Origin of the sequence: Geothrix oryzae, from assembly GCF_030295385.1 — a bacterium.
Classification (GTDB): Bacteria; Acidobacteriota; Holophagae; order Holophagales; family Holophagaceae; genus Geothrix; species Geothrix oryzae.
Genome location: NZ_AP027079.1, coordinates 636,580 through 654,676, shown reverse-complemented (window position 1 = coordinate 654,676; position 18,097 = coordinate 636,580). Strand labels below are relative to the sequence as shown.

Annotated in this window: 17 protein-coding genes; 4 read left to right on the top strand and 13 right to left on the bottom strand. The window is 68.1% G+C overall.

The genetic code is table 11. From position 1 onward, the window contains the following. Positions 1 to 36 precede the first annotated feature (36 nt). Entirely contained in the window at positions 37 to 792 is a 756-nt protein-coding gene (gene trhA / locus QUD34_RS02980) for a PAQR family membrane homeostasis protein TrhA (protein WP_286355110.1), read from the top strand. Positions 793 to 851: 59 nt separating this feature from the next. Here the strand turns inward: trhA and QUD34_RS02975 are convergent, their stop codons facing one another. From QUD34_RS02975 to QUD34_RS02960, 4 genes are all read right to left on the bottom strand, one after another. After that, the gene (locus tag QUD34_RS02975) at positions 852 to 1,616 is read right to left on the bottom strand and encodes a class I SAM-dependent methyltransferase (protein ID WP_286355109.1); all 765 of its coding nucleotides are present in this window, start codon (positions 1,614 to 1,616) and stop codon (positions 852 to 854) included. A gap of 13 nt (positions 1,617 to 1,629) precedes the next feature. After that, complete coding sequence (locus tag QUD34_RS02970; RefSeq protein ID WP_286355108.1) at positions 1,630 to 2,202, bottom strand: hypothetical protein; 573 nt, start codon at positions 2,200 to 2,202, stop codon at positions 1,630 to 1,632. A gap of 66 nt (positions 2,203 to 2,268) precedes the next feature. Continuing rightward, positions 2,269 to 2,793 carry a tRNA (N6-threonylcarbamoyladenosine(37)-N6)-methyltransferase TrmO gene (tsaA, locus tag QUD34_RS02965; protein WP_286355107.1) on the bottom strand — a complete coding sequence of 175 codons (525 nt, stop codon included), beginning with the start codon at positions 2,791 to 2,793 and terminating at the stop codon, positions 2,269 to 2,271. A 51-nt stretch (positions 2,794 to 2,844) separates the two neighbouring features. Beyond that, the gene (locus tag QUD34_RS02960; protein WP_286355106.1) at positions 2,845 to 4,011 is read right to left on the bottom strand and encodes an Ig-like domain-containing domain; all 1,167 of its coding nucleotides are present in this window, start codon (positions 4,009 to 4,011) and stop codon (positions 2,845 to 2,847) included. 141 nt (positions 4,012 to 4,152) lie between these two features. Here QUD34_RS02960 and rsmH point away from each other — a divergent pair, with 141 nt between their 5' ends. Together rsmH and QUD34_RS02950 are read left to right on the top strand one after the other, a co-directional pair. After that, the gene (gene rsmH / locus QUD34_RS02955) at positions 4,153 to 5,187 is read left to right on the top strand and encodes a 16S rRNA (cytosine(1402)-N(4))-methyltransferase RsmH (protein ID WP_286355105.1); all 1,035 of its coding nucleotides are present in this window, start codon (positions 4,153 to 4,155) and stop codon (positions 5,185 to 5,187) included. A gap of 24 nt (positions 5,188 to 5,211) precedes the next feature. Beyond that, entirely contained in the window at positions 5,212 to 6,093 is an 882-nt protein-coding gene (locus QUD34_RS02950; RefSeq protein WP_286355104.1) for a hypothetical protein, read from the top strand. Here the strand turns inward: QUD34_RS02950 and QUD34_RS02945 are convergent. The 7 genes from QUD34_RS02945 to QUD34_RS02915 form a co-directional block, all read right to left on the bottom strand. Next, positions 6,080 to 7,624: a M28 family peptidase gene (locus QUD34_RS02945; protein ID WP_286355103.1), complete on the bottom strand. Its 1,545-nt coding sequence runs from the start codon at positions 7,622 to 7,624 to the stop codon at positions 6,080 to 6,082. The genes QUD34_RS02950 and QUD34_RS02945 overlap by 14 nt on opposite strands. A gap of 32 nt (positions 7,625 to 7,656) precedes the next feature. Then, positions 7,657 to 8,427: a twin-arginine translocase subunit TatC gene (tatC, locus tag QUD34_RS02940; RefSeq protein ID WP_286355102.1), complete on the bottom strand. Its 771-nt coding sequence runs from the start codon at positions 8,425 to 8,427 to the stop codon at positions 7,657 to 7,659. 100 nt (positions 8,428 to 8,527) lie between these two features. Next, a complete protein-coding gene (locus QUD34_RS02935) occupies positions 8,528 to 8,911 on the bottom strand; it encodes a cytochrome c3 family protein (protein WP_286355101.1) in 384 nt (127 codons plus the stop codon). A gap of 118 nt (positions 8,912 to 9,029) precedes the next feature. Further along, entirely contained in the window at positions 9,030 to 10,715 is a 1,686-nt protein-coding gene (locus QUD34_RS02930; protein WP_286355100.1) for an FAD-dependent oxidoreductase, read from the bottom strand. A gap of 75 nt (positions 10,716 to 10,790) precedes the next feature. Next, positions 10,791 to 10,976, bottom strand: a complete 186-nt coding sequence (locus QUD34_RS02925; RefSeq protein ID WP_286355099.1) for a twin-arginine translocase TatA/TatE family subunit — start codon at positions 10,974 to 10,976, stop codon at positions 10,791 to 10,793. 87 nt (positions 10,977 to 11,063) lie between these two features. Further along, positions 11,064 to 12,323, bottom strand: coding sequence for a porin (locus tag QUD34_RS02920; protein WP_286355098.1), 1,260 nt, complete (start codon positions 12,321 to 12,323; stop codon positions 11,064 to 11,066). 196 nt (positions 12,324 to 12,519) lie between these two features. Beyond that, entirely contained in the window at positions 12,520 to 13,383 is an 864-nt protein-coding gene (locus tag QUD34_RS02915) for a helix-turn-helix transcriptional regulator (protein WP_286355097.1), read from the bottom strand. Positions 13,384 to 13,503: 120 nt separating this feature from the next. Here QUD34_RS02915 and QUD34_RS02910 point away from each other — a divergent pair, with 120 nt between their 5' ends. Next, complete coding sequence (locus tag QUD34_RS02910; protein ID WP_286355096.1) at positions 13,504 to 16,764, top strand: S41 family peptidase; 3,261 nt, start codon at positions 13,504 to 13,506, stop codon at positions 16,762 to 16,764. 45 nt (positions 16,765 to 16,809) lie between these two features. On the opposite strand, the gene QUD34_RS02905 is transcribed toward QUD34_RS02910, so the two are convergent. Then, the gene (locus QUD34_RS02905) at positions 16,810 to 17,568 is read right to left on the bottom strand and encodes a dienelactone hydrolase family protein (protein ID WP_286355095.1); all 759 of its coding nucleotides are present in this window, start codon (positions 17,566 to 17,568) and stop codon (positions 16,810 to 16,812) included. Between the two features lie 62 nt (positions 17,569 to 17,630). Continuing rightward, entirely contained in the window at positions 17,631 to 18,086 is a 456-nt protein-coding gene (gene dut / locus QUD34_RS02900; protein WP_286355094.1) for a dUTP diphosphatase, read from the bottom strand. Between the last annotated feature and the right edge of the window lie 11 nt (positions 18,087 to 18,097).

Below are 18,097 nucleotides of genomic sequence, written 5' to 3'. Positions count from 1 at the left end.
AGGAGATGCTCCCTAGAGTCTGTCATCCTTGGAGCCATGTCCCGCATGGCTTCCATCCACGGCTCCACCCCCCAGACGCCCGGAGAGGAGCTGGCCAACAGCCTCACGCACGGCCTGGGCGCGGCCTTGTCCATCGCGGCGCTGGTGGTGATGGTGGTCTTCGCCGCGATCCGGGGCACGGCCCGGGATGTGGTGGGCGTGTCGATCTTCGGATCCACGCTGATCCTGCTCTACCTCATGTCCACGCTGTACCACGCCTTCCGCGGCCCCAAGGTGAAGCTGGTCTTCAAGGTCTTCGACCACTCGGCCATCTTCACGCTCATCGCGGGGACCTACACGCCCTTCTGCCTCTCGGTGCTCCCTGGGGCCTGGGGCTGGACCCTGTTCGGCCTGATCTGGGGGCTGGCGGTCCTCGGCATCACCTTCAAGAGCATCTTCTACCGCCGGCTGGCCCGCGTGGCCTTCCTCCCTCCGCCGGTGGACCACCTGCATGCCCTGCCCGGGAGCCCGGACCTCAACTCCGCGTTCGTGAAACGCATGGGCTGGGTCTCCACGGTCATCTACCTGCTGATGGGCTGGCTCATCGTCATCGCCGCCGCGCCCCTGGCGCGGGCCCTGCCCACCCACGGCCTCTACTGGCTCTTCGCCGGGGGCTTCTTCTACAGCGCCGGCGCCGCCGTCTACAGCATGGAGAAGCTGCCCTTCCATCACGCCCTCTGGCACCTGTTCGTCATGGCCGGCAGCGCCTGCCATGTCTTCGGGGTGATGTTCCATGTGATCCCCAAGGCCTGAGTCGGGGCCTGAGTCGGGGCCTGAGTCGGGGCCTGAGTCGGGGCTGAGTCAGGCCCGGGTCAGATCTGGGCCAGCACCACCAGGTCCGGCGAGGCCGGGCTCCAGGACTCTCCGGTCATCGTGCCCAGGACTTCCCGCACCTCGAATCCCGACTCCTGCAGCAGGGCCTCCACCTCGGCGCGACGCCAGCCCCGCAGCTGGATTTCCTCGGCGGACACCAGCTCCAGGGGCGCCCCCGTGCCCGGCCGCCAGCGCAGCGTCGCGGGGGTGAAGGTGATCCGCCCGTCGGGCTGGGGGGTCATCAGGCGGAGGAAGACCGTCTCGGCGCCCTCCTCGCCGGGCCGCACCATCACGGGGAAGGTCCGTTCGCCCCGATCCAGGATGCGGTCGTAGTTCAGGGTCTGGAGCAGGAAGCGGCCGCCCGGGAGGAGCCGGCTGGCGAGGCCGGTGAAGCAGCGCCGCAGATCGTCCGCTTCCGTGAGATGCGGCAGGGTGTTGCCCACGCAGAGCGCCGCCCCGAAGCCGGGTTCCACCAGGCCAGGCAAGGCCGTGAGGCTGCCCTGCACATAGCGTCCCCCGGGATCGGCCAGCCGCGCGGCCTCCACCTGGGAGGGGGAGGCGTCCACGCCCGTGGGCTCGAACCCGAGGGAAGCCAGGAAGCGGGCGTGCTCGCCGGTGCCGCAGCCCAGATCCAGCACCCGGCGCGAGGGCGCCGCTTCCAGCACCCGCCGGAAGAGAGGCTCCTCGCGCTTCAGGCGCTCGGGCCAGGCGATGAGGCCGCGGTACGAGAGGCGCCCATAGGCATCGCGTGAACCGGATTCCATGGGACCCGGCGATTCAGCGCGGCCAGAGCCAGCCGAAGGCCCCCGCGCTCACCAGGCCGTAGATCAGGCCATCGACCAGATCCTTCACCACGCTGCGCCAGGGCTTGCCCATCCAGATGCCCATCTGCACGCTGCCGCCGGCGTAGGTGAGGAAGGAGACGGCCCCCACGACGCGAAACACCTGCAGGTAGTGGGTTCCGGGCGCCAGCGTGCGGGAGGCCACATAGGCGGCCATGAAGGCCACGACGAGGGCATAGACGAACCAGAGGCCGAGGGCCTTGCCCATGGCCGGCATCCCGTTGGGGCTCAGAACCAGAAAACCCACCGGACCCTCCTGGTACTTCTGCTGGATTTCCGGCTTCTCCATGTCCTTCATGCCGGGGCAGTGGGGAATCACATACTGGCCGGGAGTGGGCGAGCTCTTGCGGATCGCCGCGCGGACCTCGTCCTCGTTTTCCAGGGCGCGGTAGTCCGAGTTGTGCCACTTCAACACCATGTGGACGAGGCTGCTGGCCACGAAGACGAAGACGGCGGCGAGGAGGATCGGCAACCAAAGTTGCGTGAGCGAGACCGAAACCGAGGCCATGGGAGGCTCCTATGGGGTGATGGGCGCGTGGAAGCTTCCGTAGGGTGGACTGGCACCCCCACCCCGTCAAGCGCGCCGCGGCCGCTTCGGGCCCGGCGCCGAGTGCTGGCCCGTGGCCTCATCCACCGCATCGATCCAGCCGGCGCGGGCCCCGGGGAAGGCATCGGCGTAGGGCACATAGGGCTTCAGGTCCAGCACCGGTGTGCCGTCCAGCAGGTCCACGCCCCGCAGGCGGAGGGTGCGTCCTTCGATGCCCACCAGCTCCACGCAGGAGAGGCCGATGGGGTTGGGCCGGTGGGGCGACCGCGTGGCCAGCACGCCGCGCTTTGCCTTCGGGCCCCGGGGCGGCTGCACCAGCGGTGCCCAGCCCTCGCTCAGATGAAAGGCGAAGATGAGCCAGATGCGCTCGAAGCCCTCCAGATCGCGCAGCACGGTTTCCGGAAACGCGGGGTCCAGCTCCAGCGTGGCCTCCGCGGGAGCGCCCGTTTCCGTACCCGCCACGACCGTGGGCTGGTGCGGAGCATCGATGCGCTTCGCGTAGGGCGAGCGCACGAACCCGAGGGGACGGTAGGTGAAGGCAGGAACATCCATCCTTGAAGAGTAGCCCCGCCCGCATGGACGGACGAGGCCGGTGCAGCCGGATCAGGGCAGCGTGTAGGCCATCAGAACGGTGTCCTTGATGGACCAGATGGACCCGTTCAGATAGAGGATGTTGGCCCCGCCGTCGGTCTTGCAGTAGGAGGCCAGGATCGCCCCGGTCCCCGGATCGTTCTTCTGGAAGTTCGGATTGTTGAAGACCCACAGGGCCCCGCCGCCGTAATCCAGGCGCGTGGCCTGGCCGGTCGTGGTGACCAGGGCCGGGGACAGGGGGATCTTCGGGCTGGTGGCCGGATTGAACTTGACGATGAGATGAGGCGGTACGGTCGTCTGCTGTTCCCGATCCATGGCGACATAGAGGTTCGTGCCATCACTGGCCAGGCCCTGCAGGATGGTCACCTCTCCGGTGAGTCCGGCAGAGACCGGAATCGGATTTTCGGCCAGGCCCGTGGCCAGGTTGATGCGGAAGACCGCCTGGGGGAAGGTCCCCCCCGGGCCGATGTAGGTGCCGGTGGCCCAGAGCGCGCCGTTGTGCCAGGTGATGTCGGCCACGAACTGGATGCCGTTGGGGGTGCTGTTGGGCGACATGGGCACCAGCGGGACATTCGTGGTGCTGAGGATCTGGCCGCTGATGGGATCGATCTTGAAGATGGTGCCGACGGTGGCGGTGAAATCCGCCTGGGTCCACAGGTAGATGGAGGTCCCATCCGTGGCCAGGGCCTTGAATCCGACCCCGCCGACCACGGCCCCCAGGTTGAACTGCTTGGCCAGGGTGATGGCGTTGCAGTCGCTGGTGATGAAGCTCCAGGTGAAGGGGCTGGCCAGGGTGTTTCCGGCGAGATCCCGGAGGCTGGTCGACAGGGTGGCCGTGTAGGTCAGGCTGTTACCGAGCCTGGCGGCGGGCGTGAAGGTGGCCGTGCCGCCGGTGAAGGCGACCGTCCCGGCGACAGGCGCCGACCCCTGGGCGAGGGTGAAGGCTGAGGCTGGCGTGGAGGAATCCACCGCTTCGCTGAAGGTGGCGGTGATGACCGCGTTGACCGGAATCCCCGTCCCGAAGTTGGAGGGGTTGGTGGAGACGACCACGGGCTTGGTGGTGTCACCGGGCGTGGCGCCCGTCCCTCCGGAAGTGGACCCGCCACCTCCACCGCCCCCGCAGGACTGCAGCAGGAGCCCTGCGACCAGGAGAAGGATGGAAGTCCACTTGAGGGTCATGGTCCACCTGTCTTTTTTGATGATGCTTAGGTAAAATATATAGCACTTGATCGAAGGTGGCGTTTTTTTTGGACCGGCCTGACGCCGACCGGCCCTGATCCCGTTTTGGCCCGGGACGCACCGCACGGCTACCATGCGTCCATGAGCCCTGACGACCTCCCACGCCCGCGCCGGCCCCGCTACAAGGGCACCCATCCGCGGCGCTTCGAGGAGAAATACAAGGAACTGGCGCCGGATCGCCACGCGGGCGAGCTGGAGAAGGTGATGGCCCGGGGGCACACGCCGGCCGGGACGCATCGCTCGATCATGGTCGCGGAGATCCTGGCGGTGCTGGAGCCGATGCCCGGCGAGGTGGCCCTGGACGCCACCCTGGGCTACGGGGGGCACGCCCGGGAGATCCTGCCGCAGCTCCTGCCGGGGGGCCACCTCTTCGGCGTGGATGTGGACCCGCTGGAACTGCCGCGCACGGAGGCCCGGCTGCGGGAGTTGGGCTTCGGGGAGGAGGCGTTCACGGCGCGCCGCATGAACTTCGCCGGGCTGCCGCGCCTGAAGGCCGAAGCCGGCGGTTTCGATCTGGTGCTGGCGGACCTCGGCGTGTCCTCCATGCAGATCGACAACCCCGCCCGGGGGTTCACCTGGAAGGCGGAAGGGCCGCTGGACCTGCGGCTCAACCCCCAGCGCGGCAAATCCGCCGCCGATCTGCTGGCCACCTTGGACGAGCAGACCCTGGCCGACCTGCTGGTGGAGAACGCGGACGAGCCCCACGCCGCAACCATCGCCCGGGCCATCCACGGCCAGAGCATCCGCACCACCCGCGACCTGGCGGAGCGGGTGCGCGAAGCCCTGCGCCCGAAGCGCCTGGAGGAAGCGGACGCCAAGAAGGCCCTCCAGCGGACCTTCCAGGCCCTTCGCATCGCCGTGAACGACGAGTTCACGGTGCTGGACCAGTTCCTGTCCCTGCTGCCCGGCTGCATGAACCCCGGGGGCCGGGTGGCCATCCTCACCTTCCACTCCGGCGAGGACCGGCGCGTGAAGAAGGCCTTCCTGCAGGGGCTCCGGGAGGGGATCTATGCCGAGATCGCCCCGGAGCCCCTCCGGGCCTCGCCGGAGGAGCGGCGCGCCAATCCCCGGTCCACCAGCGCCAAGCTGCGATGGGCGAGGCTTCCAGGAAAGTAGGCGCTTGCGATAGGGTGGTCGCATATGTCTTCCGCCCCGTCCCTCCGGTCCCGCGCTGCCCTGCTGTGGCTCCTCGCCGTGGTGCTCATGGCCGCCACGGTGATCTACCAGCGGCGCACGGGTCCGACGCATCCGCTCCGCGGCACGGTGGCCCTGGGCGGGAGGCCCCTCGCCTACAAGCTGATCCGGAGCGAGGAGACGGTGCGCGAGGCGCGGGTGGCCGTTCCGGATGCCGGGCAGCCCGCGACGCTGGTGTGGCGGCGCTTCCCCACCCAGGAGCCCTGGACCCGCACGCCCATGCTCCGGGAGTCGAAGGAGGGCCGGACCGAGCTGGCCGGCTACCTGCCGAAGCAGCCCCCGGCGGGAAAAGTGGAATACGCCGTGGAGCTGGGCGGACCGGGCGCCACCCAGCGCATCCCCGCCGCCGATCCCATCGTGCTGCGCTACAAGGGGCCCGTCTCGACGCCCCTGCTCCTCGCACACCTGTCCATGATGTTCCTCGCCGTGCTGGTGGGCCTCCGCGCCGGACTGGGCGCCCTCTTCGGTCCGTCGGCCCCGCGCCGCCTGCTGGCGGTCACGCTGGCCTGTCTCACGCTCGGGGGCCTGGTCCTCGGACCCTTCGTGCAGAAGGCCGCCTTCGGGGCCTACTGGACGGGCTTCCCCTGGGGCTACGACCTGACGGACAACAAGACCCTGCTCATGTGGGGCGTGTGGGTGCTCGCCGCCTGCGTCGCCGGGCCCCGGCCGCGACGGCGCGAGGCCTGGCCCCGCGCGGCCGTGCTGGCCGCGACCCTCGCCATGGCCGTGGTGTATCTCATCCCCCACAGCCTGCGGGGCAGCCAGCTGGACTACGGCAAGGTGAAGGCCGGAGCCGATGCGAGCGACGCGGTGGTCACCGGGCGCTAGGTCTGCTGCCCGCCAGCCGCCCCAGCTCCAGCGCGAAGCGCACCTGCTGCATCAGACCCTCCAGGTTCCAGGCGGGATCGTAGCGATCCGTGGGCCGGTGGTAGTGGTTCATGAAATCCGCCGCCCGGGCCTGGGCCGCCGCCTGGTCGCCCAGGTAGTCCCAGCCGCCATCCAGCGAGAAGCCCGGCGACAGGGCCGGCACGCCCGCCTGCATGAAGGGGAAGTGGTCGGAGCGGAAGCAGAGCCCCGCCGGATCGGCCTTGGCGGGCGTGATGACCAGCCCCGTCGCCGCGGCGGCCTGGGCGCAGAGGCTGCGGAGGCGGGGCTCCTTCGATCCCAGCAGGCCGATGTCCCGCGTGGGCCCCACCACATTGAGGCTCTCCAGGTTGATGGCCAGCACCGTCTTCGCCAGCGGCCAGAGGGGCGCAGCCACATAGGCGGAAGACCCCAGCAGGCCCTGCTCCTCCCCGCAGGGGAAGAAGAACATCACGCTGCGCTTCAGGGGCTGGTGGACCAGGGCCTTCGCCAGGGCGAGCACCGCGGCACAGCCCGTGCCGTTGTCCACGGCCCCGGCATAGATGGCGCCGTCCGTGCCCTTGCCGAAGTGGTCCCAGTGGGCCGAATAGATCACCAGTTCCTGCCGCAGGTCGGGGTCGGCACCGGGGAGAAGGCCCGCCACATTCCACTGCACCAGCGAACGGACCGCCGAGTGGAGGCGCCCCTTGGCCTGCACCTCCAGCGGCACCGGGCGGAAGGCGGGGGCGTCGGCTCCGGCCGCCAGCGCCCGGAAATCCCGGCCCGCCAACGCGAAGAGCCGGACCGCGGTGGCCTCCGTGATCCACCCCTGCATCGCGCCGGACTGGCCCGAGCCCTCCCGCTGGAAGCGCTCCTGGGTCCAGCCGTTCCGCACCACGGGCCAGCCGTAGCCCGCGGAGACGGCCGTGTGCACCAAGAGGGCCCCTGCCGCCCCGCGGCGGCGGGCTTCCTCGAACTTGTAGGTCCACCGCCCGTAGAGATTCTCCGGCTCGCAGCAGAGGGGCATGGGCGGCCCCGCGTGCCGGTCGCCCACGAGCATGACGAGGATGCGGCCCCGCACATCCAGGCCCTTGTAGTCGTCGCGGCTGCCATCGGCGGCCGTGATGCCGTGGCCCACGAACACCAGCGGCGCCTCCACGGCCAGGGACTGTTCCGCCGCGGCCGCGCCCATCACGAGGTCCGTGCCCAGGGCCGGGGTCAGGGCGCCCTTGGCCCCCGTGAAGGTAAGGTGGCTGGCGGCAACATCCAGCCGAAGCCCCGAGAGGCGCACCGCCTGCCGGTAGCTGGCGCCATGGGCGGGCTGAAGGCCCAGCACCTGCAGCTGGGTCTCCAGGTAGCGCACCGCCAGGTCCCCGCCCCGCTGTCCTGTGCCCCGGCCTTCCAGCACATCATCCGCCAGGAACGCGAGGTGGGCCCGGAGGGCCGCCTCGTCCACCCCCGGTCCCTGGGCCGCCAGGGCAAGGCAGGCGAGAACGGCACAGAACAGGGATCGCACGGCAGCCTCCGGAGATCCTCCCATTGTGCGGCCTATTTCGGCTGACGGGGTTCGGCGACCCAGGCGACGGCGACGGAGATGAAGTAGAGGCCGAGCAGGACCACGCTGAAGAAGATGGTGGTGACGACGACATCGCCGGGGGTGAAGAAGGCGCTGAAGATCAGGATGGCCATGGTGGCGTGGCGCCAGTACTTCAGCATCAGGCGGGCGGTCACGATGCGGAACTTCGCGAGGAAGAAGAACAGGACGGGCAGCTCGAACATCACGCCGGTGATGAGCGTGGTGGAGATGAAGAGGTCGAGGTAGTCCGAGACATGGAGGTTGGCGCGCAGCCCGGCGGCGGCGGCTTCCTGGAAGAGGATGTCGCCCAGGAACTTGAAGGCCTGGGTGTAGGCGAAGACCGACCCGGCCAGGAAGCAGCCCGAGGTCGCCACCACGAAGGGGATGACGAGGCGGCGCTCCTTGGGCAGCAGGCCGGGCCGGATGAAGGCCCAGAGCTGGTAGAAGAGGAGCGGCGCGGCAAGGAAGGCGGCGGCCCAAAGGGAGAGCCGCATCATGCTGAAGAAGGGCTCGGTGAGATCGGTGAAGGCGAAGGGCTGGAGCTCGGCGGCGGCCTTGCCGGTCTGGCGGGCCATGGCGTCGAGGAAGGGCTTCTGGGCCCAGATCCAGAGCTTGAAGCGGAAGGCGTAGGTCGCCGCGAAGCACACGGCCACGATGAGGAGCGAGCGCACGATGCGCACCCGCAGTTCCTGCAGGTGCTCCCAGAAGCTCATCTTGTCGGGCGGCGCGGCCGGAACGGGCATGGGGTCCGATCAGAAAAGCGCCCGGCCCCGAGGGAGGCCGGGCGGGGTGGTGGTTCGGGCCGAAGCGGAGTGGCCCATCCGTTGGGGAAGAGCGGCCGGATCAAGGCACTTTGAAATTGAACTTGTGGCAGGGGAGGCAGAGGTTTTCCGAGGTCATGTGCTCGTGGTGACAGCGGTTGCAGTCGGCCTCCGTGCCGAAGTGCCGGTTCTCGTGGGGATTCGTCGGCTTGACCTGGGCAGTCCGAGCCGCGAGCTCCTTCGTCTCACCATGGCAACCGAGGCACTGCTGCATCGCGACCGCCGATTTCTTGGCGGCCTTGCCGTGGCACTGGACGCAGGTGATCCCCTGGCCGGCATGCTTGGAGGTGCGCGCAGCCTGGCCCTTCCCGGCGGTCCCGGCGGCGGCGAGGCCGCCTCCGGACAGGGCGGTCAAGAGCAGGACGAGGAGTGCGGCGGCGGGTTTTGGAGCAATCGTGCGTTTCATGTCTTCTCCCATCGTGGCGGCTTCTGGGGAGGCGGTCAGCGCGATTCCCCAGCTTGAAATGGATCGTTGGAAGGACTTCCCCAGGGAGTGGGCCCCCTGGGGAAGTCGGGGGCTTGGCTTACAGCTTTGCGACATGCCTTCCGGTGAGGTACCCGAAGGTGTAGCAGCGTCCCAACGAGAGGCCGAAGACGGTGAGGGGATAGTCCACCCCGCCATAGAACCCGCCTCCGAGGTTGCCGATCAGGAACAGCCCCTTGATGGGCTTGCCCTCGGCGTTGAGGGCCTGGTGGTTCTCGTCCACCAGCATGCCGGAGCAGATCGCCGAGACGCGCACCCGGCGGTGGATGCCGTAGAAGGGTGCCTTGACGACCGGGATCAGGCGGTCGGCGGGCTTGCCGAAATCGCTGTCCTTGCCCGAGGCGACCACCTCGTTGTAGCGCTTGACGGTGGCCGCCAGGGTCGCCGGATCCGCCTCGATCTTCCGGGCGAGTTCTTCGATCGTGTCGGCCACATGCGTATTGACCTGCGACTCGAACACGCCCTTCTTGGGACTCGGATCATCGGGCATGTAGTTCTTCAGGCCCTCGGGCGGGACCAGCTTGCCCGGCCAGGTCGCAGCCTGGGCCATGTAGTTCGAGTCGAAGATCTGGGAGTAGTGTCCGGCGTTCTCCGCATCGCGGAGGTAGTTGTTCAGCAGGGACATCTCGACGGTCTCGTTCACGAACCGTCGGCCCTTGCGGTCCACCGCCAGGAACGGCATGTCGCACATGGAGGCCGGCCCCGCGTCGAAGTCGTGCAGCATCTTGGTGTGGCCGATGGGCTCGATGACCCCGCCGGCCCAGTAGGCCAGGGCGAAGCCGTCGCCGGTCTTGTCGAGCTGCTTCCGACCCAGGTGCTTCACATCGGGCACGAAGTAGTCGGACATGGCCTTGTTGTTCTGGTAGTCGCCCGTGGCCAGGATCACGCCCTTCTTGGCCAGGAACTTCGTGTATTTGCCGTTGGAGCCTTTGGCGATCACGCCCATGACTTCGCCAGCCTTGTTCTGCACCAGCTGGACGGCAGGCATGAGGTAGAAGAACCGGACGCCGGCTTTCTCGGCGGTCTTGGCCAAGTGGCGCATGCCGTCGCCCGTGGTGTAAGGCTTCGGCCCAAAGAAAGAGGTGACATAGCCCATGCCGTAGCCGTTGACCTTGAGGATGGCCCGCTGGACGGGACTGCCCTGGTCCACGACGGGGGATCCGCCTTGCCTGGCGCGGTCGATGACCCACCGGACGGCCTCGCCCGAGTGGTAGGCCCACTGCCGGATGAGCTTGGGATTGCAGCGGTGGTTGCTGTCGGCGATGAGCCTGGCGACCAGCGCCTCGACGCCGGCCTTCTCGCTCGTGGCCAGGTCGACGCCGGATCCCGTGTTGCCCTGGGAGAGGGCGAAGGGCGCCTTCTGGATCACCGCGACCTTGGCGCCGTTCTCGGCGGCCGAGAGGGCCGCCGGAACGCCCGAGGCGCCCGCGCCGACCACGACGACATCGAAGGTCAGGGTCTCCGCGATCTCGCGGTCGCGGATGGGCTTGGGTTTGGGCAGGAAGGAGAGTGTCGCCCCGCCATCCGAGCTCGTCGCGACCTCCAGGTCCCTGGTTTTCGCGGTGCCCGCGGCCACGGCCGGCAGGCCGGAAAGTCCGAATAGGCCCGCGGCGGCGGCTCCTCCGGCCGCCCGCGACAGGAAGCTCCGGCGCGAGAGTCCGTTTTCGATCACCTGCTTCGTGTACTGATCTGTTTCCTTGTCTTCCTGGAAATGTTCCTGGCTCATGCCTCATTCCTCCTGGGTGGACGGGTTCATGTCACAGCACGCCGGGCAGGCAGGTTCTCCCACCCCGCGGCCTGGCTACTTGGCCTTCGCCTCGGGGGCGACGGATTCCTTGGCCGAATCCGTGATCTCGCGGCCGGCCTTCTTGAATTCCTGAATGCTCCTGCCCAGCGACTTGCCCAGTTCGGGCAGCCGCGATGGGCCGAAGAAGACCAGCAGCGCGACGCCGATCAGAAGAATTTCAGTCATGCCTAGATTGCCCATGGCGTGCTCCAAAAGAGTGGGTGTCTGGTCGTGGAAGCGGGGCGCGGGTGCCCTCGCCTGATGGGTCCCCCCGCGCCCGGCGTCCCGTCAGAAGGTGTAGAGGATGCCCAGGCCGAAGCCCGTGGTGGAGGCACCGGGGGCGACCTTGCCCACGGGCGGGAACAGCGCGTAGGTGGCGGACCGCTCGTTGGTCATCCCGTAGACCGAAGTGTAGAGATCCGCCGACTTCGTCAGGCTGTAGGTGTACCCCGCGCTCCACTGGGCACCGCCCAGCCCGTTCGTCGTCGCGGGACCGCCGCCCACCAGCGTGGCGCTGCCCGCGTTGGCCTTGCCGTAGGCCCCGAACACCTGATGGGCGCCCCAGCGCTGCTGCAGCAGCAGGTACCAGGCGTCGCGCTCGTAGTGGTTCACCTTCCCCACCACCGCGTCGTCCGTGTCGTAGCTCAACCGCTCCACGATGGCCGACACCCGCGTGCCCGTGCTGAAGGCGTAGCTCGCCACCAGCTCGTGGCCCACATCCTTGGAACCGGTGTTCGTGGCCGTCGCGCCGGCCGATCCACCCAGCTGGGCCAGGCCGAAGTAGTCGTTGTGCTGCTCGAATCCATAGCTGATGTTGAAGGCCCCGGCCTTGTAGCTCAGCAGCGCCGACCAGAGATCCGGGCTGGCCGAAGGTGCCGTCGCCGTGGCCGTGGTCTTGCCCTCGTTCACCGAGTAGGCCACCCGCGCCGAGAACCCGTTCACCACGGGGCTCCAGTACTGGATGCTGTTCCCCTGGCGGCGGTTGAAGGCGGCATCTGCCGCGGTGTTCGCCCGACCGTTCTGGGTGGTGGTCCCGGGGACATTGAAACCAGGGTTGGCCGTCAGCGCGTTGTCGAAGGGGTTCAGGCCCCGCAGCGCGCCCACGAACAGCAGGGGATATTTGTAGGGCGTGTCCCAGTTCCCGTAGAACACCCGGCCCCAGCTGCCTTCCAGGCCCAGAGCGCTGTTGCGGCTGGTAAGGCTGTTGGGCGCATCCCCGTCGGGGCTGACGGCGCTCTCGATCTGCCAGATGATCTTCAGATCCTCGTTCACCTTGTAGCTGCCCTTGAAGCCCAGGTTCGAGGTGCCCGAGGTCATGCGGTTCCGACCCGGCAGGTTGCCCAGGTCGCCGGTGTAGGCCGAAGCCGCCACCTGGGTGGCGCCGCCGTTGGCGGGAGACAGACCCGGCGCGGTTGCTCCGCTGGTCTTCACATGGTCCAGAAACGGCAGGAAGGTGCCGTAGATCTGCACATCGCTCGCCTGCGCCGAGAGACCCAGCGGCAGCGCGCACGCTCCAACCAGGGTGAAAAGAAGGGTTTTCGATGTCACGACAGACCTCCGTCCGGTTGCTTAACAGCAACATTTAGATAGTTTTGAGTTAATGACTACCCATGGGTTCTCAATGCCCACGGCATGGCCAGAGATTAGCTCCGGAACGCCTTTTCCTCCTGGTACCCGGCGACCAATTTTTGGTAAATCCCGTACCCGAGGAACCCGAGATGCCCTGACGGCACCCTCCCGTGGTTCAGTTCCTCGCTCCCGACGCAGGCTGGATCAGGACTCGCGACTTCCGGAACTGGGAAGGGGTTTCACCCGAGGCCTTCCGGAAGGCCTTCGTGAAGTTCGACTGGTCCTCGCAGCCCAGTTCGGCGGCGATCTGCTGGATGCTCAGGTCGGAGTGCAGCAGCAGCCGCTTCGCCTCCAGCATGGCGCGCTCGAGGATGAGGATCTGCGGAGTCTTGCCGAGAATGAGGCGGCAGGCGGAACTCAGGCGGCGCGTGGTGCAGCGCAGCTTCCTCGCGTAGAACTCCACCTCCTTCTCCGCGGCGAAGCTTTCGTCCAGCTGCCGCAGGAAAGCCTGGAAGAGCTTGAAGTCGGAACTGCGGTGGGCCTGCTTGTGTGCGGCCTGTTCGCGGATCCGCCCCTGGAGCAGGTGGAGGAAGGCCGAGAGCAGATGGCGCAGCACCGGACGCGACTCGTCGGCCTTGAGTTTGCCGAGATCCCACAGGAGCCGCGCCAGGGTGGAGGCCTGCTGGAAGAGCTCATCCTTGGGCAACGGAAGGTTCGGCGAGGCGAGGAAATCCGAGAACAGCCACGAGGCATCCGCGTCCAGGAACTCCTCGTCGAAATCGAACATCCACCCCTCGTCCTGAGCATCCGGCAGGTAGAGGTGCTTCTTCCCCTTGGGCACCAGCATCACCCAGGGACCGTGGATCCGGGTCTCCTCACCGTCCACCCAGTGGGTGCCGGTCCCCTCCGTGACGAAGAAGACCTGGTGGAAGGCATGGCAGTGGGGCACCGGTTCTCCCAGGCGCCAGTTCAGGTTGCTGCGTTCATCAAGATGCCAGACGGTGAAGAGCGTATCCATGGAGGCGCTTTCGAAGAGCATAGATGCCATCTAGATCATTTTTGACAGAAGTGTTGTCGTTTACAAGCACATGACCTGACTCAACGATTCGAATCCTTTCCGCGTAAGCTGCCTGGACCCCTCACGAGCCCGGAGCGTCGCATGCGTCTTCTCCCCTTCTTCTCCACCGCCATCGTCGTGGCCGCCTCCGTCAGCGCCAGCGCGCAGGTCGATGCCCGGCTGATGCGCTATCCCGATGTCTCGGCCACCCAGATCGTCTTCACCTACGCCAACGACCTCTGGCTGGTGGCCAAAACCGGCGGCGTGGCCCAACGGCTGTCCACCCCCAAGGGCGAGGAGTCCTTCGCCCGCTTCTCCCCGGACGGGAAGACGCTGGCCTTCACCGGGTTCTACGATGGCAACCCCGACCTCTACACCCTCCCGGTGGCCGGCGGCATCCCCACCCGCATCACCCACCACCCCATGGGCGACCGGATGGTGGACTGGACCCCCGACGGCAAGTCCCTGCTCTTCGCCTCGGGCATGGAGTCCGGCAAGGACCGCTTCAACAAGCTCTTCACGGTCGGCAAGGACGGTGGCCTGCCCCAGGCCCTGCCCCTGCCCTACGCCGAGTTCGGCGCCCTGTCCCCGGATGGCAAGGTGCTCGCCTACCAGCCCGTCTCCACGGACTTCCGCACCTGGAAGCGCTACCGCGGTGGCATGGCCTCGGAGATCTGGTTCTACGACCTGGAAAAGAAGACCGCCAGCCGCCTGCCCAGCGTCGGCGGCTCCAATGACTCGCAGCCCATGTGGCATGGCGGGAAGCTCTATTTCCTATCGGATCGCGACGGCACGAAGCGCGCAAACATCTGGTCCTACGATCTCGCGAGCAAGGCCTTCAAGCAGATCACCTTCTTCAAGGACTACGACGCCCACTTCCCCGCCATCGGCCCCTCCGACATCGTGCTCGAGGCCGGCGGCCGCCTTCACCGCGTCGAACTGCCCTCCGAGAAGCTCGTGGAAGTGAAGGTCGAGGTGGTGACCGACGGCGCCACCCTGAAGCCCCGGGAGGAGAACGCCAGCCGCCTCATCAAGAACCCCGCCCTCTCCCCCCAGGGCAAGCGCGCGGTCTTCGAGGCCCGGGGCGAGATCTTCTCCGTGCCCGCGGAAAAGGGCTATGTCATCAACCTCACCCGCACCCCCGGTGCGGCGGAGCGCCACCCCGCCCTGTCCCCGGACGGCAAGCAGGTGGCCTACTTCAGCGACCGCAGCGGCGAATACGAGCTGTGCGTGCGTCCCGCGGACGGGTCCGGCGCCGAGCGGCAGGTCACCCACATGGGCCCCGGCTTCCGCTACCGCATCACCTGGTCCCCCGACGGCAAGCGCGTGGTGTTCGCCGACCAGGCCATGCGCATCAACCTCTGCGACCTCGACACGGGCAAGGTGCAGCAGGTGGACAAGGGCCTCTTCATGTTCGAGGGGCCCCTGGACGACTTCCGCGCCACCTGGTCCCCCGACAGCCGATGGTTCGCCTATCCCCGCGACACCGGGAACCGCAACAGCGTGATGGCGCTCTACGACACCAAGACGGGCAAGCGCCACGAGGTGACCTCGCCCTTCTTCAACGCCGGCGACGCCGCCTTCGACCCGGAGGGCAACTACCTCTTCCTCACCTCGGGCCAGCAGTTCAGCCCCACCTACAGCGATCTCGACAATACCTGGGTCTATGCCGCCATCACTCGGCTCGCCGCCATCCCGCTGCGCCGGGATGTCCCCTCCCCCCTGGCCGCCCGCAATGATGCCGACGCCGCCAAGGAGGAGAAGAAGGACGACAAGAAGGAGGGCGGTGCCGACAAGAAGGACGCGGACAAGAAAGAAGCCCCCAAGCCCGTCGAGATCGACCTCGAGGGGATGGAGGGCCGCATGGTGCTGCTGCCGCCCCCGGCCGGCTACTACTCCGATGTCGCCGCGGTGAAGGGCAAGCTGGTCTACCGGCGCGCCGCACAGATGAACCCCATGGGCGAGACCAAGACCACCCTGTACACCTACGACCTCGAGGAGCGCGAGGAGAAGGCCGTCCTGGCCGATGTGGACGGCGCCGTCCTCAGCGGCGACGGCAAGAAGGTGCTCGTGAACCGCAAGCAGGAATACGCCCTGCTGGACCTCAAGCCCGATCAGAAGTTCGAGAAGAAGCTCCCCACCACCGACCTCAGGATGACGGTCGATCCCCAGGCCGAGTGGCAGCAGATCTACAACGACGCCTGGCGGCTCGAGCGCGACATGTTCTACGACCCCGGCATGCACGGCGTGGACTGGAAGGCCATGCGGACCCGCTACGGCAAGCTGCTCAAGGACTGCGTGACCCGCGAGGATGTGAACTTCGTCATCGGCGAGCTGATCGGCGAGCTGAACGCCTCCCACGCCTACCGCGGCGGCGGCGATCAGGAGATGCCCGCCCGCCTCGGCGTGGGCCTGCTCGGCGCGGACTTCGCGCTGGAGAACGGCGCCTTCCGCATCAAGACGATCCTCCGGGGCGCGGCATGGGACGCCCAGGCCCGCGCACCCCTGGCCCAGCCCGGCCTCAAGGTGAAGGAGGGCGACTACCTCCTGGCCGTGAACCGCATCCCCCTCGATGTCCGCAAGGACCCCTGGGCCGCGTTCCAGGGCCTGGCCGGCAAGACCGTGCTCCTCACCGTCAACGAGAAGCCCACCGCGGACGGCGCCCACGAAGTGCTCGTGGAGACCCTCGCCAGCGACTACGCCCTTCGCTACGCCGCCTGGGTCGAAGCGAAGCGGACCTTCGTCGAGAAGGCCTCCAACGGCCGCATCGGCTATGTCTATGTCCCCGACACGGGCATCGGCGGCCAGACGGACCTGGTCCGCCAGTTCCGCGGCCAGTGGGACAAGGCCGGCCTGATCATCGACGAGCGCTTCAACAGCGGCGGCCAGATCCCCGACCGCTTCATCGAGATGCTGGGGCGCAGGACCATCAACTACTGGGGCGTACGCGACGGCAAGGACTGGCAGTGGCCCGCTGTGGCCCACGACGGGTCCATGGCCATGCTCATCAACGGCTGGAGCGGCTCCGGCGGCGACCTCTTCCCCCACTACTTCAAGAAGGCCGGCCTTGGTCCCCTGATCGGCCGCCGCACCTGGGGCGGACTCATCGGCATCAGCGGCACCCCCGCACTCATCGACGGCGGCAATGTGACCGTGCCCACCTTCGGGATCTACTCCAAGGAGGGCCAGTGGGTCGTCGAGGGCTACGGCGTGGACCCCGACATCGAGGTGATGGACGATCCCGCGCTGCTGGCCCAGGGCAGGGATCCCCAGCTGGACCGGGCCATCCAGGAAGTGGAGGCCGCCCTCAAGAAGCAGCCCCCCGCCACCCGCAAGCCCGCCTACCCCAACCGCGCCAACTGATTTTCCCGGCTGCGCCCCGCGACCGCGGGGCGCAGCTCTGTACCGCTAGAAGATCTCCTTGAAGAAGTCCTTCATGTGCTGCCAGCTGCGGCGGTGGGCGGCTTCGTTGTAGGCGGCGCCCTTGCTGTTGTCGCCGCCCGCCTCCTTCTGAGTGAAGGCATGGACGGCCCCGGCATAGGCCACGAAGACATAGTCGGCCTTGGACTGCCGCATCTCCTCCTGGAAGGCCGCCACATCCTTCGCGGGCACGAAGGGATCGTCCGCCCCGTGGCAGACCAGCACCTTCGCGCTGACGGGCCCGGGCGCGAAGCCCGCAGGCACATCCAGCCCTCCGTGGAAGGAGACCACGCCCTTCACGGGCAGGCCGCCCCGTGCCGCCTCCAGCGCTCCCGTGCCCCCGAAGCAGAAGCCGATGACCGCCAGGCGGCCGGCGTCCACGCCCTTCTGCGCCTTCAGCGTTTCGAGCGCCGCGGCGATGCGGCGGCGGTAGAGGGCCCGGTCGCCCTTGTACTGGCCCGCCAGCTTGCCGGCCGCGGCCGTGTCCGCGGGCCGCACACCCTCGCCGTAGATGTCCGCGGCCAGGGCCACATAGCCCAGCTTCGCCAGATCGTCGGAGACCTTCCGCTCATGGTCCGTCAGGCCCATCCACTGGTGGATCACCACCACGCCGGGAACCTTGCCCTGGGTGGTCGCCGGCTTCGAGAGATATCCGGCCAGCTTCGTGGCGCCATCCGCATAGGTGAGCGGCTGGCCTGCGAACACGGGAAGGGCGGTGAGGGACAGGGCAAGGGCGGCTGCGCGCATGGGGCCTCCGGGTGGGAGACCGATCCTATAGCTGTTCCAACCGCCATTCCAGGAAAAACCCTTCAGCGCCCGGTGCTGCCGTACCCGCCGTCGCCCCGTTCGGTGTCGCCCAGGGCTTCGACGCTGGGCTCGGGGACCCAGGCCCAGCTCTCGACGGGCGCCACCAGGAACTGCGCGATGCGCTCGCCCCGACGCAGGTCGAAGGCCGCCTCCCCATGGTTGATGAGCAGCACCTGCACTTCGCCGCGGTAGTCGGCGTCGATGGTGCCGGGGGCGTTCAGCACCGTGAGGCCGTGGCGCAGGGCCAGCCCCGACCGGGGCCGCACCTGCCCTTCAAAGCCCTGGGGAATGGCGAGCACCAGCCCCGTGGGCACGAGCCGCCGCTGGCCCGGCGCGATCGTCCAGGTTTCGCCCGCGGGCGTCGCCGCCCGCAGGTCCATGCCCGCCGCATGGGCCGTGGCGGCGGCAGGCAGGTCGAGGCCGAGGCCATGGGGGAGCTGGTGGACCGGGATGCGCATTCAGAAATGAT

Excerpts from the sequence above, each read along its gene's own strand:
- trhA (WP_286355110.1), top strand. The coding sequence starts at position 37 with ATGTCCCGCATGGCTTCCATCCACGGCTCCACCCCCCAGACGCCCGGA.
- QUD34_RS02975 (WP_286355109.1), bottom strand. The coding sequence starts at position 1,616 with ATGGAATCCGGTTCACGCGATGCCTATGGGCGCCTCTCGTACCGCGGC.
- QUD34_RS02970 (WP_286355108.1), bottom strand. The coding sequence starts at position 2,202 with ATGGCCTCGGTTTCGGTCTCGCTCACGCAACTTTGGTTGCCGATCCTC.
- tsaA (WP_286355107.1), bottom strand. The coding sequence starts at position 2,793 with ATGGATGTTCCTGCCTTCACCTACCGTCCCCTCGGGTTCGTGCGCTCG.
- QUD34_RS02960 (WP_286355106.1), bottom strand. The coding sequence starts at position 4,011 with ATGACCCTCAAGTGGACTTCCATCCTTCTCCTGGTCGCAGGGCTCCTG.
- rsmH (WP_286355105.1), top strand. The coding sequence starts at position 4,153 with ATGAGCCCTGACGACCTCCCACGCCCGCGCCGGCCCCGCTACAAGGGC.
- QUD34_RS02950 (WP_286355104.1), top strand. The coding sequence starts at position 5,212 with ATGTCTTCCGCCCCGTCCCTCCGGTCCCGCGCTGCCCTGCTGTGGCTC.
- tatC (WP_286355102.1), bottom strand. The coding sequence starts at position 8,427 with ATGCCCGTTCCGGCCGCGCCGCCCGACAAGATGAGCTTCTGGGAGCAC.
- QUD34_RS02935 (WP_286355101.1), bottom strand. The coding sequence starts at position 8,911 with ATGAAACGCACGATTGCTCCAAAACCCGCCGCCGCACTCCTCGTCCTG.
- QUD34_RS02930 (WP_286355100.1), bottom strand. The coding sequence starts at position 10,715 with ATGAGCCAGGAACATTTCCAGGAAGACAAGGAAACAGATCAGTACACG.
- QUD34_RS02925 (WP_286355099.1), bottom strand. The coding sequence starts at position 10,976 with ATGGGCAATCTAGGCATGACTGAAATTCTTCTGATCGGCGTCGCGCTG.
- QUD34_RS02915 (WP_286355097.1), bottom strand. The coding sequence starts at position 13,383 with ATGCTCTTCGAAAGCGCCTCCATGGATACGCTCTTCACCGTCTGGCAT.
- QUD34_RS02910 (WP_286355096.1), top strand. The coding sequence starts at position 13,504 with ATGCGTCTTCTCCCCTTCTTCTCCACCGCCATCGTCGTGGCCGCCTCC.
- QUD34_RS02905 (WP_286355095.1), bottom strand. The coding sequence starts at position 17,568 with ATGCGCGCAGCCGCCCTTGCCCTGTCCCTCACCGCCCTTCCCGTGTTC.
- dut (WP_286355094.1), bottom strand. The coding sequence starts at position 18,086 with ATGCGCATCCCGGTCCACCAGCTCCCCCATGGCCTCGGCCTCGACCTG.